General features: G+C 65.6%; 15 protein-coding genes. 4 read left to right on the top strand and 11 right to left on the bottom strand.

The features are described 5' to 3' along the window. Positions 1-97: 97 nt before the first annotated feature. The gene (locus tag UNPA324_RS10585; RefSeq protein WP_141934639.1) at positions 98-643 is read left to right on the top strand and encodes a hypothetical protein; all 546 of its coding nucleotides are present in this window, start codon (positions 98-100) and stop codon (positions 641-643) included. 95 nt (positions 644-738) lie between these two features. Here the strand turns inward: UNPA324_RS10585 and UNPA324_RS10580 are convergent, their stop codons facing one another. From UNPA324_RS10580 to ffh, 7 genes are all read right to left on the bottom strand, one after another. Next, on the bottom strand, positions 739-948 hold the full coding sequence (locus tag UNPA324_RS10580) for a hypothetical protein (RefSeq protein ID WP_128918884.1): 210 nt from the start codon (positions 946-948) through the stop codon (positions 739-741). A 92-nt stretch (positions 949-1,040) separates the two neighbouring features. Next, a complete protein-coding gene (leuC, locus tag UNPA324_RS10575; protein WP_128918883.1) occupies positions 1,041-2,447 on the bottom strand; it encodes a 3-isopropylmalate dehydratase large subunit in 1,407 nt (468 codons plus the stop codon). Between the two features lie 408 nt (positions 2,448-2,855). Beyond that, a complete protein-coding gene (gene rplS, locus UNPA324_RS10570; protein WP_128918881.1) occupies positions 2,856-3,236 on the bottom strand; it encodes a 50S ribosomal protein L19 in 381 nt (126 codons plus the stop codon). A gap of 110 nt (positions 3,237-3,346) precedes the next feature. Then, the gene (trmD, locus tag UNPA324_RS10565; protein ID WP_141934638.1) at positions 3,347-4,102 is read right to left on the bottom strand and encodes a tRNA (guanosine(37)-N1)-methyltransferase TrmD; all 756 of its coding nucleotides are present in this window, start codon (positions 4,100-4,102) and stop codon (positions 3,347-3,349) included. A 120-nt stretch (positions 4,103-4,222) separates the two neighbouring features. Next, positions 4,223-4,780, bottom strand: a complete 558-nt coding sequence (rimM, locus tag UNPA324_RS10560; RefSeq protein WP_128918880.1) for a ribosome maturation factor RimM — start codon at positions 4,778-4,780, stop codon at positions 4,223-4,225. 9 nt (positions 4,781-4,789) lie between these two features. Then, on the bottom strand, positions 4,790-5,122 hold the full coding sequence (gene rpsP / locus UNPA324_RS10555; protein WP_014438992.1) for a 30S ribosomal protein S16: 333 nt from the start codon (positions 5,120-5,122) through the stop codon (positions 4,790-4,792). A 98-nt stretch (positions 5,123-5,220) separates the two neighbouring features. Next, positions 5,221-6,768 (bottom strand): signal recognition particle protein, encoded by a 1,548-nt coding sequence (ffh, locus tag UNPA324_RS10550; RefSeq protein ID WP_141934637.1) that lies wholly within the window; start codon positions 6,766-6,768, stop codon positions 5,221-5,223. A 538-nt stretch (positions 6,769-7,306) separates the two neighbouring features. Here ffh and UNPA324_RS10545 point away from each other — a divergent pair. Further along, a complete protein-coding gene (locus UNPA324_RS10545; protein WP_181769354.1) occupies positions 7,307-8,287 on the top strand; it encodes an MBL fold metallo-hydrolase in 981 nt (326 codons plus the stop codon). A 150-nt stretch (positions 8,288-8,437) separates the two neighbouring features. On the opposite strand, the gene UNPA324_RS10540 is transcribed toward UNPA324_RS10545, so the two are convergent. Together UNPA324_RS10540 and UNPA324_RS10535 are read right to left on the bottom strand one after the other, a co-directional pair. Continuing rightward, positions 8,438-9,154 (bottom strand): SIMPL domain-containing protein, encoded by a 717-nt coding sequence (locus UNPA324_RS10540; RefSeq protein ID WP_181769353.1) that lies wholly within the window; start codon positions 9,152-9,154, stop codon positions 8,438-8,440. 5 nt (positions 9,155-9,159) lie between these two features. Then, on the bottom strand, positions 9,160-9,939 hold the full coding sequence (locus tag UNPA324_RS10535; RefSeq protein ID WP_128918876.1) for a GyrI-like domain-containing protein: 780 nt from the start codon (positions 9,937-9,939) through the stop codon (positions 9,160-9,162). Positions 9,940-10,194: 255 nt separating this feature from the next. Between UNPA324_RS10535 and dapF the strand changes: the two genes are divergently transcribed. Both dapF and mtaB read left to right on the top strand, forming a co-directional pair. Further along, positions 10,195-11,070, top strand: coding sequence for a diaminopimelate epimerase (dapF, locus tag UNPA324_RS10530; RefSeq protein ID WP_141934634.1), 876 nt, complete (start codon positions 10,195-10,197; stop codon positions 11,068-11,070). Further along, on the top strand, positions 11,070-12,323 hold the full coding sequence (mtaB, locus tag UNPA324_RS10525; RefSeq protein WP_141934633.1) for a tRNA (N(6)-L-threonylcarbamoyladenosine(37)-C(2))-methylthiotransferase MtaB: 1,254 nt from the start codon (positions 11,070-11,072) through the stop codon (positions 12,321-12,323). Before dapF ends, mtaB begins: the two co-directional genes overlap by 1 nt. Before the next feature lie 133 nt (positions 12,324-12,456). On the opposite strand, the gene UNPA324_RS10520 is transcribed toward mtaB, so the two are convergent. Both UNPA324_RS10520 and UNPA324_RS10515 read right to left on the bottom strand, forming a co-directional pair. Continuing rightward, positions 12,457-13,566, bottom strand: coding sequence for a DUF2336 domain-containing protein (locus UNPA324_RS10520; protein ID WP_141934632.1), 1,110 nt, complete (start codon positions 13,564-13,566; stop codon positions 12,457-12,459). A 278-nt stretch (positions 13,567-13,844) separates the two neighbouring features. Further along, positions 13,845-14,528, bottom strand: a 684-nt coding sequence (locus UNPA324_RS10515; protein ID WP_246667159.1) for an RluA family pseudouridine synthase, incomplete at its 5' end; no start/stop codon positions are given.

Here is a 14,528-nt window from a genome sequence, read left to right as displayed (position 1 = left end):
CCGCAATTTAATCCCGGGAGCGACTGCAATTGAACAGGGATGACGCGGGCCGGAAACGAGCATCGCAACTCCGCTGTCCGGATTCAGGGAGGATTCCATGCTGAGAATAAGAGGTCCCAGGGCAAGCCCGATGCGCCTGCTCGGGATTGCGGCCGCCGCGACACTGATGCTGTCGGCGGGGACCGCGCGTCGCGCTGAAGCACTCGCCTTGATCAATCCGGCGACGTCCCCCGCGGCCAAGGCCGCGAGCGACGACCTCGTCACGCAGGTTCGTCACGGCGGCGGCGGACATGGCGGGGGCGGACATTTTCACGGTGGCGGAGGCTTCCGCGGTGGCGGCGGACATGTCGGCGGTTTCCGCAGCGGTGGATTCCATGGCGCTCATATCGGCGGCATCCGCGCCGCGCCGGCCTTCCACGGCGGTGGCTATCGCTATGGCGGCGTTCACCGCTATGGCGGATTTCAGCGCTACGGGATCTATCGGCCGCACTACGGCCATCGCCACTTCCACCGGCGCTATTATGTCGGCGGCTATTATCCCTACTACCACCATCCGCGCCGCTGCCGGATCATCTGGACCTATTATGGCCCGCGCCGCGTCTGCCGCTGGCATCGCTGGCACTATCCGTACCGGTATTGGTAACGGAAACTATTCGAACAGCGTCATGGCCGGGACATAGGCGAGCGGAAGCGACGCCGTCCTACGGACGGCTATGCCCGGGCTGACGGAGCGCGTAGCTACAGCCAATCCTTCAGCTTCCACGACGAAGCCTTCCACCGCATCAGATTGTCCAGCTTCCACTGCTTGAACATCGCGGGCGGCCAGCGGCTGAGCTTCGAGGTCTCCTCGACCTCCGGCTTGGCGACGATGGACAGCGGCGTCGCGCGCCGGCGGTGCTGGCGCGTGGCTTCGCTGATCAGGTCGACATATTCAGGCTTGTTGGCCATGGCGCGTCCTCGCGAAAACCTCGCGAGGACGAGAGTGTCAGGCGATCGATTAACAGCGGTTTGCCGCGATCGCTACAATTGCGGGAGTTCGCTTAGCGCCAGTCCCTGACGTCGACGAAGTGCCCGGCGATCGCCGCCGCCGCCGCCATCGCCGGCGAAACGAGATGCGTGCGGCCTTTAAAGCCCTGGCGGCCCTCGAAATTGCGGTTCGAGGTGGAGGCGCAGCGCTCTTCCGGCTTCAGCTTGTCCGGGTTCATGGCAAGGCACATCGAGCAGCCCGGCTCGCGCCATTCGAAGCCGGCCTTGATGAAGATCTTGTCGAGACCCTCGGCCTCGGCCTGCTCCTTGACGATGCCGGAGCCGGGGACGACCATGGCGTTGACGTTCGCTGAAACCGTCTTGCCCTCGGCGATCTTCGCCGCCGCGCGCAAATCTTCGATGCGGCCGTTGGTGCAGGAGCCGATGAAGACGCGGTCGAGCTTGATGTCGATGATCTTCGTGCCCGCCGTCAGGCCCATATACTTCAGCGCGCGATGTTTGGAGATGCGCTTGGCCTCGTCCGCGATCTTGTCGGGATCGGGCACGATGCCGGTCACCGAGATGACGTCCTCAGGCGAAGTGCCCCAGGTCACGATCGGCGGCAGTTTTGCAGCATCGAGGCGCAGCTCATGGTCGAAATGCGCGCCCTCGTCGGAGCGCAATTTCTCCCAATAGCGCATCGCCGCATCCCAGGCCGCGCCCTTCGGTGCCTTCGGACGGTCGCGCAGGAAGTCGTAGGCCTTCTGGTCGGGCGCGACGAGGCCGGCGCGGGCGCCGCCTTCGATCGACATGTTGCAGACCGTCATGCGGCCTTCCATCGAGAGCGCACGAATTGCTTCGCCGGCATATTCCAGCACGTAGCCGGTGCCGCCCGCAGTGCCGATCTCGCCGATGATGGCGAGGATGATGTCCTTGCCGGTCACGCCGTCAGGCAATTTGCCGTCGACGGTGACGCGCATGTTCTTCGCCTTCTTCTGGATCAGCGTCTGCGTCGCCAGCACGTGCTCGACTTCGGAGGTGCCGATACCGTGCGCGAGCGCGCCGAACGCGCCATGCGTCGAGGTGTGGCTGTCACCGCAGACGATGGTGGTGCCGGGCAGCGTAAAGCCCTGCTCGGGACCGATGACGTGGACGATGCCCTGACGCTTGTCGAACTCGTTGTAATATTCGATGCCGAATTCCTTGGCGTTGTCGGCCAGCGCCTTGATCTGCTCGATGCTCTCCGGATCAGGATTGGGCTTGGTGCGGTCGGTGGTCGGCACGTTGTGGTCGACGACGGCGAGCGTCTTCTCCGGCGCGTGAACCTTGCGACCCGTCGCGCGCAGGCCTTCGAACGCCTGCGGTGAGGTCACCTCATGCACCAGATGGCGGTCGATATAGAGCAGGCAGGTGCCGTCCTCGGCTTCGTGCACCAGATGGTCGTTCCAGATCTTGTCGTACAATGTGGTCGGCTTGGACATGAGCTTAAGCTCCGAAAGAATGTGTGAAGCGGGTAAGCGCGCATCGCGCGCAGGCAACAAATCGTCAGCGCAGCCTCTCAGGCTGCGCGAATAAGCTCTGACGTTGCCGAGGTCGCGAAGCGTCCGAAGAACCGGCCAGGCAGCCGCGAGCGATCGTCGATGACGATGCGCTGGACGGGGGCGAGGCTGGTCGGATCTGGAAACATTCTAGAAGCTATATAGCATGCAGCGGTAAAAGCGCGAGAGTTTCGGCTCGTCATTGCGAGCGCAGCGAAGCAATCCAGAAATGCATCCGCGGAGACAGCCTGGATTGCTTCGTCGCAAGGCCCCTCGCAATGACGGCGGGACAAACAAAAAAGCGCGGAGCCGAGCCCCGCGCTTTCGAAAACTTGCCTGATGAGGCGGAGCTTACTCGCCGACCGCGGTCTGGCGGTCCTGCTTCTCGACGATGCGGGCCGACTTGCCGCGAAGGTTGCGGAGGTAATAGAGCTTGGCGCGACGCACCTTGCCGCGACGCACCACCTTGATCGAGTCGATCATCGGCGACATCACCGGGAACACGCGCTCCACGCCCTCGCCGTACGAGATCTTGCGCACGGTGAAGCTCTCATTGAGGCCACCGCCGGAGCGGCCGATGCAGACGCCCTCATAGGCCTGCACGCGGGTGCGCTCGCCTTCGACGACCTTCACGTTGACGATCACGGTGTCGCCGGGACCGAATTCCGGAATGTCCTTGCCGGCGGACAGCTTGTCGAATTGCTCTTGCTCGAGCTGCTTGATCAGGTTCATGGGTAAATCTCCATCGGCGCGCCCAGCCCTGGAAACGGGGGGCTGCGCAAAATTCGTCTATCCAGCCATTGCGGATTTGGCCGCTCCTATAAGGCAAGCCGGAGCGTTTGTCACCCGTCTGTCTTGTTTTTTGGCGTTTTTTGGCGACCGGCTCGATTCGGGGGCTTGGGCGGGATCTGGGCCCACAAATCCGGCCGCCGGGCCGCCGTCAGGGCCTCGGATTGCGCCCGCCGCCAGGCCGCGACCTTGGCGTGGTCGCCGGAGGTCAGGATATCAGGGATCGGAACCCCCTCGAACAGCTGCGGGCGGGTGTATTGGGGGTATTCCAAAAGGCCCCCGGAGAAGCTCTCCTCGGTTCCCGAGGCCTCCTTGCCCATCACCCCCGGCAGCAGCCGCACGCAGGCATCGATCAGGGCTAACGCTGCGATTTCGCCGCCGGACAGCACGTAATCGCCGATCGAGACCTCCTCCAGGCCCCGCTTGTCGATCACCCGCTGGTCCACCCCCTCGAACCGCCCGCAGACGATCAGGGGGCCGGGGCCCCGGACGAATTCTGTGACCCGGGCCTGGGTCAATGGCCGACCGCGCGGGCTCATCAGCAGCTTCGGTCGGTCAGGGCCGATCTCCGCCGCGTCGATGGCCGCCGCCAGAACATCGGCCCGCAGCACCATACCCGGCCCGCCACCGGCGGGGGTGTCGTCGACGCTGCGGTGACGGTCGGTGGCCGAGGCGCGGATGTCCCGCGCCTCGATGTCCCAGAGTCCCGCGGCCAGCGCCCGCCCGGCGAGGCTCACACCGAGCGGCCCCGGAAACATCTCCGGAAACAGCGTCAACACCGTCGCGCGCCAGGGGGTGGGGTGGGTCATCGGATCCAAATGTCTCGTCGTCCCGGGGCGCGCGAAGCGCGAGCCCGGGACCCATAACCACCGCACTTCATTTTGCGATGATCGGAGCTATCAGCTTAGCCAAAAAACCATGGCCTGTGGCTATGGGTCCCCGCGTTCGCGGGGACGACTCGGGGAGAGAGTTTCGCCACGATCCTCGCCCTCGATCTCCTGCGGCAGCGCGATCACCACGCGGCCGCCTTTGAGATCGACCTCCGGCACCACCGCGTTCGAGAACGGCAGCAGCATCGTTGCGCCCTTGGGCGGAGCGATCTCGATGATGTCGCCGGCGCCGAAATTGTGGATCGCGAGCACGCGGCCGAGCGCGTCGCCGTCCGTGGTGACAGCGGCGAGCCCGATCAGATCGGTGTGGTAATATTCGTCCTCGTCGGTCACGGGCAGCTTGTCGCGCGCGACGTAGAGTTCGATGCCGTTGAGGCGCTCGGCCTCATCGCGGGTCGTGACGCCCTTGAACGTCGCGACCAGATGGTCTTTCGCCTCGCGCGCCGTCGCCAGCTCGAACTGGCGCTTGCCGTCCTTGGCGAGAAGCGGACCGTAGCGGCGGACGGCAAAGGGATCTTCCGTAAAAGTCCACAGCTTGACCGCACCGCGCACCCCATGCGCGGCGCCGATCCGCGCGACGCAGACCAGCGCCGACATGATTGAACCTTAGCCCTTCGCGGCGGCTTCGGCCTGCGCCTTGCGCTCCTTGCGCGGCACGGCCTTTTCCGGGTTGTTGCGCGCTTCACGCTTCTTGACGCCGGCGGCATCGAGGAAACGCGACACGCGGTCGGACGGCTGCGCGCCCTTGGCGAGCCAGGCCTTCACCTTGTCCATGTCGAGCTTCAGGCGGGTCTCGTTGTCCTTCGGCAGCAGTGGGTTGAAATAGCCGAGACGCTCGATGAAGCGGCCATCGCGCGGAAAGCGGGAGTCGGCGACGACGACGTGATAGACGGGACGCTTCTTGGTGCCTGCGCGGGCGAGGCGGATCACGACGGACATTCAGTTCTCCTTGAAAGTGTGGTTTGCAAAGTACGTTTTGTTCGGTTGATTGGTATTCCGCGCCGCGTGAGACCGTGCGGTTCCTCGCGACGAATTCCTCATTTCTTCTTGCCCGGGAAACCGCCGAGGCCCGGCAGCGTCGGCTTGCCGCTCAGCCCCGTCAGTCCAGGAAGGTTTGGCAGGCCGGTGCGAAGCCCGGGCGGCAGATCCTTCGGCAGGCTGGGCAGACCTTGTCCGCCGCCGGCCTGCATCTTCTCCTGCATCGCCTTCATCTCTTCGGGAGACGGCATCTTCATGCCGCCGCCAAAGCCCATCGCCTGCGCGATGCCGGCGAGCGGGCCGCGCTTGCCCGAGCCCATGGCCTTCATCACGTCGGCCATGTTCCGGTGCATCTTGAGCAGCTTATTGACGTGCTCGACGCTCTGGCCGGAGCCTGCGGCGATGCGCTTCTTGCGGCTTGCTTTCAGCAGATCCGGATGGCGGCGCTCGTCGCGCGTCATGGAATCGATGATGGCGACCTGGCGCTTCAAAATCCTGTCGTCGATGCCGGCGGCCGCGATCTGGTTCTTCATCTTGGAGATGCCGGGCATCATGCCCATCAGGCCGCTGATGCCGCCCATGTTGGCCATCTGCAGCAGCTGTTCGCGCATGTCGTTGAGGTCGAACTGACCCTTGCGCATGCGCTCGGCGGTGCGGGCGGCCTTCTCGGCGTCGATATTGGCCGCGGCGCGCTCGACCAGCGACACGACGTCGCCCATGCCGAGGATGCGGCCGGCGATACGATCGGGGTGGAAATCCTCCAGCGCATCGGTCTTTTCACCGGTGCCGAGCAGCTTGATCGGCTTGCCGGTGACCGCGCGCATCGACAGCGCGGCGCCGCCGCGGCCATCGCCGTCCACGCGTGTCAGCACGATGCCGGTGAGGCCGACGCGCTGGTCGAACGCGCGCGCCAGGTTCACGGCGTCCTGGCCGGTGAGGCTGTCGGCGACCAGCAGCACTTCGTGCGGATTGGCCGCGGCTTTGATCGCCGCTGCTTCCGACATCATCTCTTCGTCGAGCGTGGTGCGGCCGGCGGTGTCGAGCAGCACGACGTCGTAGCCGCCGAGCTTGCCGGCCTCCAGCGCGCGCTTGGCGATCTGCGGCGGCTGTTGCCCCGCCACGATCGGCAGGGTCGGAATGTCGAGATCGCGGCCGAGCACGGCCAGCTGCTCCATCGCCGCCGGGCGATAGACGTCGAGCGATGCCATCAGCACCTTGCGCTTGTCGCGCTGGACCAGGCGGCGGGCGAGCTTTGCGGTGGTCGTGGTCTTACCGGAGCCTTGCAGGCCGACCATCATGATCGGTACCGGCGGCACGGAATTGACGTCGATGGTCTGGCCTTCGCTGCCCAGCGTGTTGACCAGCTCGTCATGGACGATCTTGACCACCATCTGGCCGGGGGTCACCGACTTGACGACGGTGGCGCCGATCGCCTGCTCGCGGACGCGCTTGGTGAAGCTGCGGACCACCTCGAGCGCGACGTCGGCCTCCAGCAGCGCGCGGCGCACCTCGCGCATCGCGGCATCGACGTCCTTTTCGGTCAGCGCACCGCGCCCCGTCAGACGATCGAGAATTCCGCCAAGCCGTTCCGACAGATTGTCGAACAATGCCGTTGTCCTGTTGCTGTCCCCGGATGAGGGCGCGCCGCTACTCTCCGCTGTCATGCCCCGGCTTGACCGGGGCATCCAGTACGCCGCGGCACCTCGGTTCCAGCCGAGCCGCCTCTGGAATACTGGATCGCCCGATCAAGTCGGGCGACGACCGCTTCCTTGGCCAAACGATCTTCCAAACACCTTTGCGCCCGAGGGCGCACAGCGCTGTCGGGCGTTGACCTCCGGCCCCAAGGGCCGGTCGGCGGGTCGAAAAGAAAGCCTTTCCGAGAAAGTGGCGGGGTTAAACGCCGCTCACGCCGAAAAGTCAAGGAAAGTTAGGGTGCCAGAGTGGCTTTGCCAAGGTAAGCTCCTGAAAACAAGACGCTTTTGGTGGTCAGTTCCTTTTCCTTTGGCCTCGCCCATATAGAAGGTGATGATTTACCTCCGCCGCCGTCCCTGAAAGCCAGCCTGTGTCGATCGCCCGTCGCCGCGTTTATGGTTGCTTGCCGGGGCCGGGGCGCTGGTCGGCGTCCCCTCCCTTTGGATGTCCCGCATGAAAGCCTATGACGATCCCACCTCAGATCATTTCGACGGCCTCACGTTTTTCGATCCGGATGGGGCGCCGCCGAAATCGCTGCGCGAGGTGCTGCGCTGGCAGTTCGGCGGCAAGCGGCAGCGTGCGAAATGGCCGGATTGGGCCCCCAGCCCTCATGCCGACACCCCGCCGGAGCGGGTCGACGGCGGCAAAGTGCGGCTGGCCTTTGTCGGCCATGCCAGCTGGCTGATCCAGGCCGGCGGCCTCAACATCCTGGTCGATCCGGTCTGGTCGACCCGGGTCTCGCCGGTCTCCTGGGCCGGGCCGAAGCGGCATAACGATCCCGGCATCGCCTTCGAGAAGCTGCCGAAGATCGACGTCGTGCTGGTCTCGCATGGCCATTACGATCATCTCGACATCGCGACGCTGTCGCGGCTCGCCAAGAATTTTGCCCCGCGCGTGGTCACCCCGCTCGGCAACGACGTCACGATGCGCAGTGCCGATCCCATCATCAAGGTCGAAGCCTTCGACTGGCACGACCGCGTCGAACTCGGCGGCGGCGTCGCCGCGCATCTGGTGCCGACCCGGCACTGGACCGCGCGCGGCATGTTCGATCGCAACAAGGCGCTGTGGGCGAGTTTTGTCTTGGAGACGCCGGCCGGGAAAATCTACGTGGTCTGCGATTCCGGTTACGGCGATGGCCGGCATTTCCGTCGCGTCGCCGAGAAGCACGGCAAGCTGCGCCTCGCCATCCTCCCGATCGGCGCCTACGAGCCGCGCTGGTTCATGCGCGACCAGCACATGAATCCGGAAGACGCCGTGAAGGCGCTGGCCGATTGCGGCGCCGAGGCCGCGCTCGGGCACCACCACGGCACGTTCCAGCTGACGGACGAAGCGATCGACGCGCCGGCCAAGGCGCTGGTGGAAGCGCTGGATGCAGCACAGATTCCGCAGCAGCGGTTCGTGGCGATGAAGCCGGGGCAGGTGGTGGAGATTTAGGTCTCTCCACGCGTACAGCTTGTGCCCCGGACGCAGCGCAGCGTCTCTTCGACGGCGCGCTGCAGAGCCGGGGCCCACGCTTTTGGATGCAACTGGGTCCCGGCTCTGCGCCGCGTCACTACGTGCCGCAGCGCGTCCGGGACACGAGAATTATTGTTCCTTCGGCTTGATCGCCCAGCTCACATTCACCGTCACCGACAGCGTCTCCTCGCCCGGTGCGACCGCGGCAGGTGCAGCCATCGGCGCTGTCGCCATCCGCGCCTTGAACAGCGGCACCGGGGCGCCGCCTTCGGAGACGCTGAGCGGTGCGCCCAACGTGACGCCGGTAGCCTTGGCATAGATCTCGGCCTTGCGGCGGGCGTCCGCGACCGCCTGCTCGCGCGCGTCGTCGAGCAGTTTCGAGGCCTGCGTCACCTCGAAGGAAATGTTGCCGATGTCGTTGGCGCCGGCGGCAACCAGCGTATCGATGATGCTAGCGACCTTGGTGACGTCGCGAATTTTTACGGTGACGCGGTTCGAGGCGCGGAAGCCGACCACCGGGGATGCGCCGGTGGATTTGTTCTGGCCATATTGCGGCTGCAGCGACAGGCGCGAGGTCTGGTAATCCTTCTCGGCGATGCCGGCGCCCTTCAGCGCCAGCAGCACCTTGCCCATCGCGGCGTTGTTGGCGTCGGAGGCTTCCTTCGCCGTCTTGGCGTCGTTGGCGACGCCGGCGTCGATCCGCGCAAGATCCGGCGCCACGGAGACATTGGCTTCGCCGCTCACCGAAATGGCGGATACGACATCGTCGGCAAGCGCGGACGTTGCCGGCAGCGTGGCGGCAAGAACGGCGGCGAGGGAGACAACAAGTACGGCAGGCTTCTTCATAGCTCTCATTTCAGCGGCACGAAGACGTTGATCACGAGCTTGTCCTCGGCGGTCTTCAGGGGATCGGTGAGGTATTCCTCGATGAAGGTGTCCTTGGCTTCCAGCCTCTTGTCGTCGAGGTGATTGGTGATCGCCTCGTAGGTGTTGTCCATGTTGTCGTAGGAGCCGCGATGGACGAACTTCAGCACCTTGCCCTCCGGCGATTTGCCGACGCTCATGTCCTTGGGCAAGTTCTTGGGATCCTGCTCGACCGGGATCTCGGCAAGGAAGGTGAAGCCGGTATCGTCCGTCGAGGTGTAGACGATCATCGCATTGCCGGCGTGCTTGATGCCCTGCTTGTCCAGCAGGGCGTTCAGCGCCTTGAAGGCGTCGATCAGCGTGTCGAAGGCCGAGTCCCAGTTCGCGGTGCCCTTGACCATCACGACCTTCTTGGCCTCGAGCGTGGTCTCAAGGCCGAACGGATCGGCGGTCTGCACCGGGGCGGGGGTTACGGCGGCCGCCGGTGGCGGGGCCGTTGGGCTCGGTGAGGCACTGGCTGCGGGCGAGGGCGACGTTGTCGGAGTCGGCGAAGCGCTGGCCGCAGGCGATGGTGCGGGTAAGGTCGTCGCCGCTGGTGCGGGCGACGCGCTCGCGGCCGGCGAGGGGGTGGCCGATGGGGCCGGTGAGGGACTTGCCGAGGCGGCCGGTGCCGGGCTCGGGGTTTGCGCCAAAACCTCAGGCAGGCCAAGCGACAAGGCCGCTGCCGGGATCAGCGCGGCTAGAGCGAGACGACGAAACCTGATCATTTTATTCTCCCCACGGCCTTCGTCACCAAGGCCTGATCACCAAGACCTTGCCCACCAAGGCCTTATCCGGCTGAAGCCCGGCCGCGCATCCCGGTTCGCGGCGAGCCGCGCCGTTCTAACACGCGGGCGCGGAATTCGTCTCATGACAGATGCGTCATGGCAGACCTCCTGGCAGACCTCTTGGCCTCCGACCGCAAATCACTGGCCAAGCCTGCAAGGATCGCCATATAAGACAGGCGAAATTCGGGAATTTTCATGAGCGCGCTGGCCAACCACGCATTTGCCAAGATGAACGGCATCGGCAACGAGATCGTCGTTGTCGACATGCGGGATTCGACGGCAAAGGTGACGCCGGACGACGCCCGTGCGGTGGCGTCCGCGAACGGTGGCGTGGCTTACGACCAGCTCATGGTGCTGCAGAAGCCGCGGCTCGACGGCACCGAAGCCTTCATCCGGATCTACAACAATGACGGCTCGGAAGCCGGCGCCTGCGGCAACGGCATGCGCTGCGTGGTGCGGCGCATCTTCGAGAAGAACGGGCAGACGACGGCGACGTTCGAGACGGCGGCCGGGCTGCTCAATGCCTGGCAGGGTCCGGCGCCTGATCTCTACACCGTCGACATGGGGATGCCGAAGTTCGGCTGGCAGGACATCCCGCTGGCGGAAGAGTTCCGCGACACCCGCTACATCGAATTGCAGCTCGGGCCGATCGACAATCCGATCCTGCATTCGCCCTCCGTGGTGAGCATGGGCAACCCGCATGCGATCTTCTGGGTCGACGATGTCAACGCCTATGATCTCGAGCGTTTCGGTCCATTGCTGGAAAACCACCCGATCTTCCCGGAGCGCGCCAACATCACGCTCGCCCATATCGCCGATCCCCAGCACATCACGATCCGCACCTGGGAGCGCGGTGCCGGCCTGACCAAGGCCTGCGGCTCGGCGGCCTGCGCCACGGCGGTCGCCGCGGCCCGCCTGAAGCGGGCCGAGCGCAATGTCGAGATTACGCTGCCTGGCGGCAAGCTCGGCATCGAATGGCGCGAGCGCGACGACCACGTGCTGATGACGGGCACGGCGACCTTCGAATATGAGGGCAGATTCGATCCGGCGCTGTTTGCGCCGGTGGCCTGATGGCCGTCGACGTCGTCACCTTCGGCTGCCGCCTCAACGCCTTCGAGGCCGAGGTGATGCGCCGCGAAGCCGAAGCTGCAGGGCTCGAAGATACCATCGTCATCAACAGTTGCGCGGTCACCAACGAGGCGGTGGCGCAGGCGCGGCAGTCGATCCGCAAATTGAAGCGCGAACGGCCCGGTGCGCGCATCGTCGTGACCGGTTGCGCGGCGCAGACGCAATCTGCGATGTTCGCCGACATGGCCGAGGTCGATCGGATCGTCGGCAATGACGACAAGATGCGCGCTTCTGCGTGGCAGGAGACGCGTAGCGCTTTCGACCTTGGCGCCAGCGAGAAGATCGCCGTCAGCGACATCATGGCCGTGAAGGAGATGGCGCCGCATCTCATCGACGGCTATGCGAGCGGCCTGCCGCGCGTGTTCGTGCAGGTGCAGAACGGCTGCGACCATCGCTGCACCTTCTGCATCATCCCCTATGGCCGCGGCAATTCGCGCTCGGTGCCGATGGGCGCGGTGGTCGAGCAGGTGCGCAACCTGGCCATGCGCGGCCATGCCGAGATCGTGCTGACCGGCGTCGATCTCACCAGCTACGGCGCCGACCTTCCGGGCACGCCGAAGCTCGGCCTGCTGACCAAGCAGATCTTGCGGCACGTGCCGGAGCTGAAGCGCCTGCGCATCTCCTCGATCGATTCGATCGAGGCGGATGGCGATCTGCTCGATGCCATCGCCGATGATGTGCGGCTGATGCCGCATCTGCATCTGTCGCTGCAGTCCGGCGACGACATGATCCTGAAGCGCATGAAGCGGCGGCATTCGCGGCAAGACGCGATCGCGTTCTGCGAGCAGGTCCGCCGCCTGCGCCCCGATGTCGTCTTCGGTGCCGACATCATCGCGGGCTTCCCGACCGAGACGGACGAGATGTTCTCGCGTTCGCTCGATCTTATCGAAGAATGCGGCCTGACATTCCTGCACGTCTTCCCCTATTCGCCGCGCCCCGGCACGCCGGCTGCAAAGATGCCCCAGGTTGCAGGCGGCGCGATCAAGGAGCGTGCGCGACGGCTACGGGCGGCAGGCGAAGCGGCGCTGCGCGAACGGCTGCAAGCGGAGGTGGGTCAGACGCGCGAGGTGCTGATCGAGAGCGCGAGCCTGGGCCGCACCGAGCACTATCTGCCGGTAGCGATTGCAGGCGAGCGTATCGGGAGCGTCGTGCCGCTCGTGATTGGCGGCAGCGATGGCGAGCGGCTGACCACATAGACAGTGTCGTCGCCCTGCTTGACAGGGCGCCCCAGTACGCCGCGGCTTTTCCGCATCTCACTGACGTCTCTGGAATACTGGATCCCCCGCTTTCGCGGAGGATGACACCGGTAGTTTGGCGAATAGCGCGCCCCTACGACGCCCTGACCTGCCAGAACCGCAGCGTCCGCCGCGCATTCTCCGGCGTCATGCGCGCATAGTGATCCTGTGCTCGCGCGAGGTCCGCCGGCTTCATCGCGCCGGTGGCAAACCGACTTTCGAGCACGGCTATGGTGGTCTCCCAGCCGAGTTGCGCGGCCTTGCACGGCACCAAGAGGCCGTCGTCGCGCAGGCTCTGCATCAGCGGGCGGATCACCTCGATTGTCGATCCGGACAGGGCTGCCAGGGCGGCGGCGGTCTCCTCGTAACGCCGCTGCCTGGCGAAGCCGAGCAACGTCGCCTCATCGAGCTGGCCGGTTGCCTTGAGCATCGCAATCGCGCGTTTGGCGCCCTCGAAATCGCGGACACCGGACATCTCGCGCTCGACGCCGACGGCGATGGCCGTGATCGCGCTCTGGATCTCCTCGAACAGATGCGGCGGCGCGCGCGACAACAGGCGGGCGCGCACGGCATCGGTCGCCGAGTGCAGCAATCGGCGGCGCAGCTCCGACGGCAGGTCGACGCGGACGCCGATGCTGACGGCAAGCTCGGGATCCGCCTCGGCCTGCCCAACCATGAGCGCGAATCCATGTCCGGAGACGCGCGCGCCGGGATTGGCGGCGAGCCTGCGGCTGACGCTGGGATAGCGGCGCGCCAGCAGGGCGTCGGTGACGATCTCCTTCAGCCACCAGCGGCCGGCGATCGCAAGCAGATGCGGCTCGCCCTTGGCTGAAGCGATCTTCACCAGCTCGCCGTCGTCGAGGCGCGCAGATTCCTGCAGCACGGGACCCGCGATGCGGATCTCGTCGTTGCTGGCGAGGCGGCGGATCACGGAGGGCGGTGCCTGCGCGACCGGCGCCAGCTGCACGCTGATCTCGGCGAGCGCGATGCGTGCGCCCATGTCCGCAAGCGCGCGCAGTTCGATGGTACCGATCAGGCGATCGAGCACCTCGTCGAACAGCGCGATCTGTTCGTCGTCGAAACTGCCGGCGGAGGAGAGGAACAGGTCCGTGACGCGCCGGGCTGTTGCCAGACCCTTTTCCGGCGAGCCGGTGCGAATCGCGGATTCGACCTCGTCGATGATCGATAGCCCGGCCGTAGACATGACGCGTTGCTCGTCCTGAGCGAATTGATGGAAGCTTGTTCTAAGCAACCGGCATCATGGGGACGAGGACTGAAGGTTTGGTAAACCATGGGCCTGGAGCGGCTGGCTTCCGCAAGATGCACCCGCGGCGTCGGTGCGCTCCCTCCCCCGCTTGCGGGGGAGGGTCGGGGAGAGGGTGTTTCCGCAACGGGACAGTCCCCACGAGGAGAGAACCCTCACTCGGCGCTGCGCGTCGGCCTCTCCCACAAGCAAGCGGGAGAGGTGAACGCCAGCGGCACCTATTCCCCATTCCATCCGCAAGCCCTGAGCTTCTCGTGCATATGCGGCGGGGCCGGTGCCACGACGCGGACCGGCTCCTTATTCCGGGAGATCGGCACCACGATCTCGCGGGAGTGCAGGTGCAGCTTCGGCTCGCCGAAGCGCGGCCCGTTGCCGTAAATATTATCGCCGAAGATCGGCCAGCCGGTGGCTGACGAATGCACCCGCAATTGATGGGTCCGTCCCGTCACCGGTTCCATGGCGAGCCAGGTGAAGCCGTCGCCGCGGCCCATGACCTTCCAGTTGGTGATCGCCTTCTGGCCCTCGGGATCGGGCTTCTGCCACCAGCCGCGTTCGGCATTGAGCCGCCCAAGCGGCATGTCGATGGTGCCTTCGTCCTCGGTGGGGCCGCCCTCAACCACGGTCCAGTAGGTCTTGCCGATCTTGCCGTGCTTGAACAAAAGGCCGAGCGAGGCGGTCGCCTTGCGATGGCGGCCGAGCACGAGGCAACCGGAGGTGTCCTTGTCCAGCCGGTGGGCCAGCACCGGAGGGCGCGGCAGGCCGAAACGCAGCGCGTCGAAGGAATCCTCCAGATTGGCGCCACCCTTGGGGCCGCGATGCACCGGAAGGCCGGCCGGCTTGTCGATGATCAGCATCAGGCCGTCGCGATGGAGCACGCGGGCCATGATCTCGTCGGCCGTCAA

Source organism: Bradyrhizobium sp. UNPA324, assembly GCF_006658635.1.
Lineage (GTDB): Bacteria > Pseudomonadota > Alphaproteobacteria > Rhizobiales > Xanthobacteraceae > Bradyrhizobium > Bradyrhizobium nanningense.
This window is presented reverse-complemented; position numbering and strand designations above follow the sequence as displayed.

Coding starts and splice junctions, on each gene's coding strand:
- UNPA324_RS10520 (WP_141934632.1), bottom strand. CDS start 13,566: ATGTCTACGGCCGGGCTATCGATCATCGACGAGGTCGAATCCGCGATT.
- rplS (WP_128918881.1), bottom strand. CDS start 3,236: ATGAACCTGATCAAGCAGCTCGAGCAAGAGCAATTCGACAAGCTGTCC.
- leuC (WP_128918883.1), bottom strand. CDS start 2,447: ATGTCCAAGCCGACCACATTGTACGACAAGATCTGGAACGACCATCTG.
- UNPA324_RS10580 (WP_128918884.1), bottom strand. CDS start 948: ATGGCCAACAAGCCTGAATATGTCGACCTGATCAGCGAAGCCACGCGC.
- UNPA324_RS10540 (WP_181769353.1), bottom strand. CDS start 9,154: ATGAAGAAGCCTGCCGTACTTGTTGTCTCCCTCGCCGCCGTTCTTGCC.
- trmD (WP_141934638.1), bottom strand. CDS start 4,102: ATGACCCACCCCACCCCCTGGCGCGCGACGGTGTTGACGCTGTTTCCG.
- UNPA324_RS10585 (WP_141934639.1), top strand. CDS start 98: ATGCTGAGAATAAGAGGTCCCAGGGCAAGCCCGATGCGCCTGCTCGGG.
- rimM (WP_128918880.1), bottom strand. CDS start 4,780: ATGTCGGCGCTGGTCTGCGTCGCGCGGATCGGCGCCGCGCATGGGGTG.
- UNPA324_RS10545 (WP_181769354.1), top strand. CDS start 7,307: ATGAAAGCCTATGACGATCCCACCTCAGATCATTTCGACGGCCTCACG.
- UNPA324_RS10535 (WP_128918876.1), bottom strand. CDS start 9,939: ATGATCAGGTTTCGTCGTCTCGCTCTAGCCGCGCTGATCCCGGCAGCG.
- mtaB (WP_141934633.1), top strand. CDS start 11,070: ATGGCCGTCGACGTCGTCACCTTCGGCTGCCGCCTCAACGCCTTCGAG.
- dapF (WP_141934634.1), top strand. CDS start 10,195: ATGAGCGCGCTGGCCAACCACGCATTTGCCAAGATGAACGGCATCGGC.
- rpsP (WP_014438992.1), bottom strand. CDS start 5,122: ATGTCCGTCGTGATCCGCCTCGCCCGCGCAGGCACCAAGAAGCGTCCC.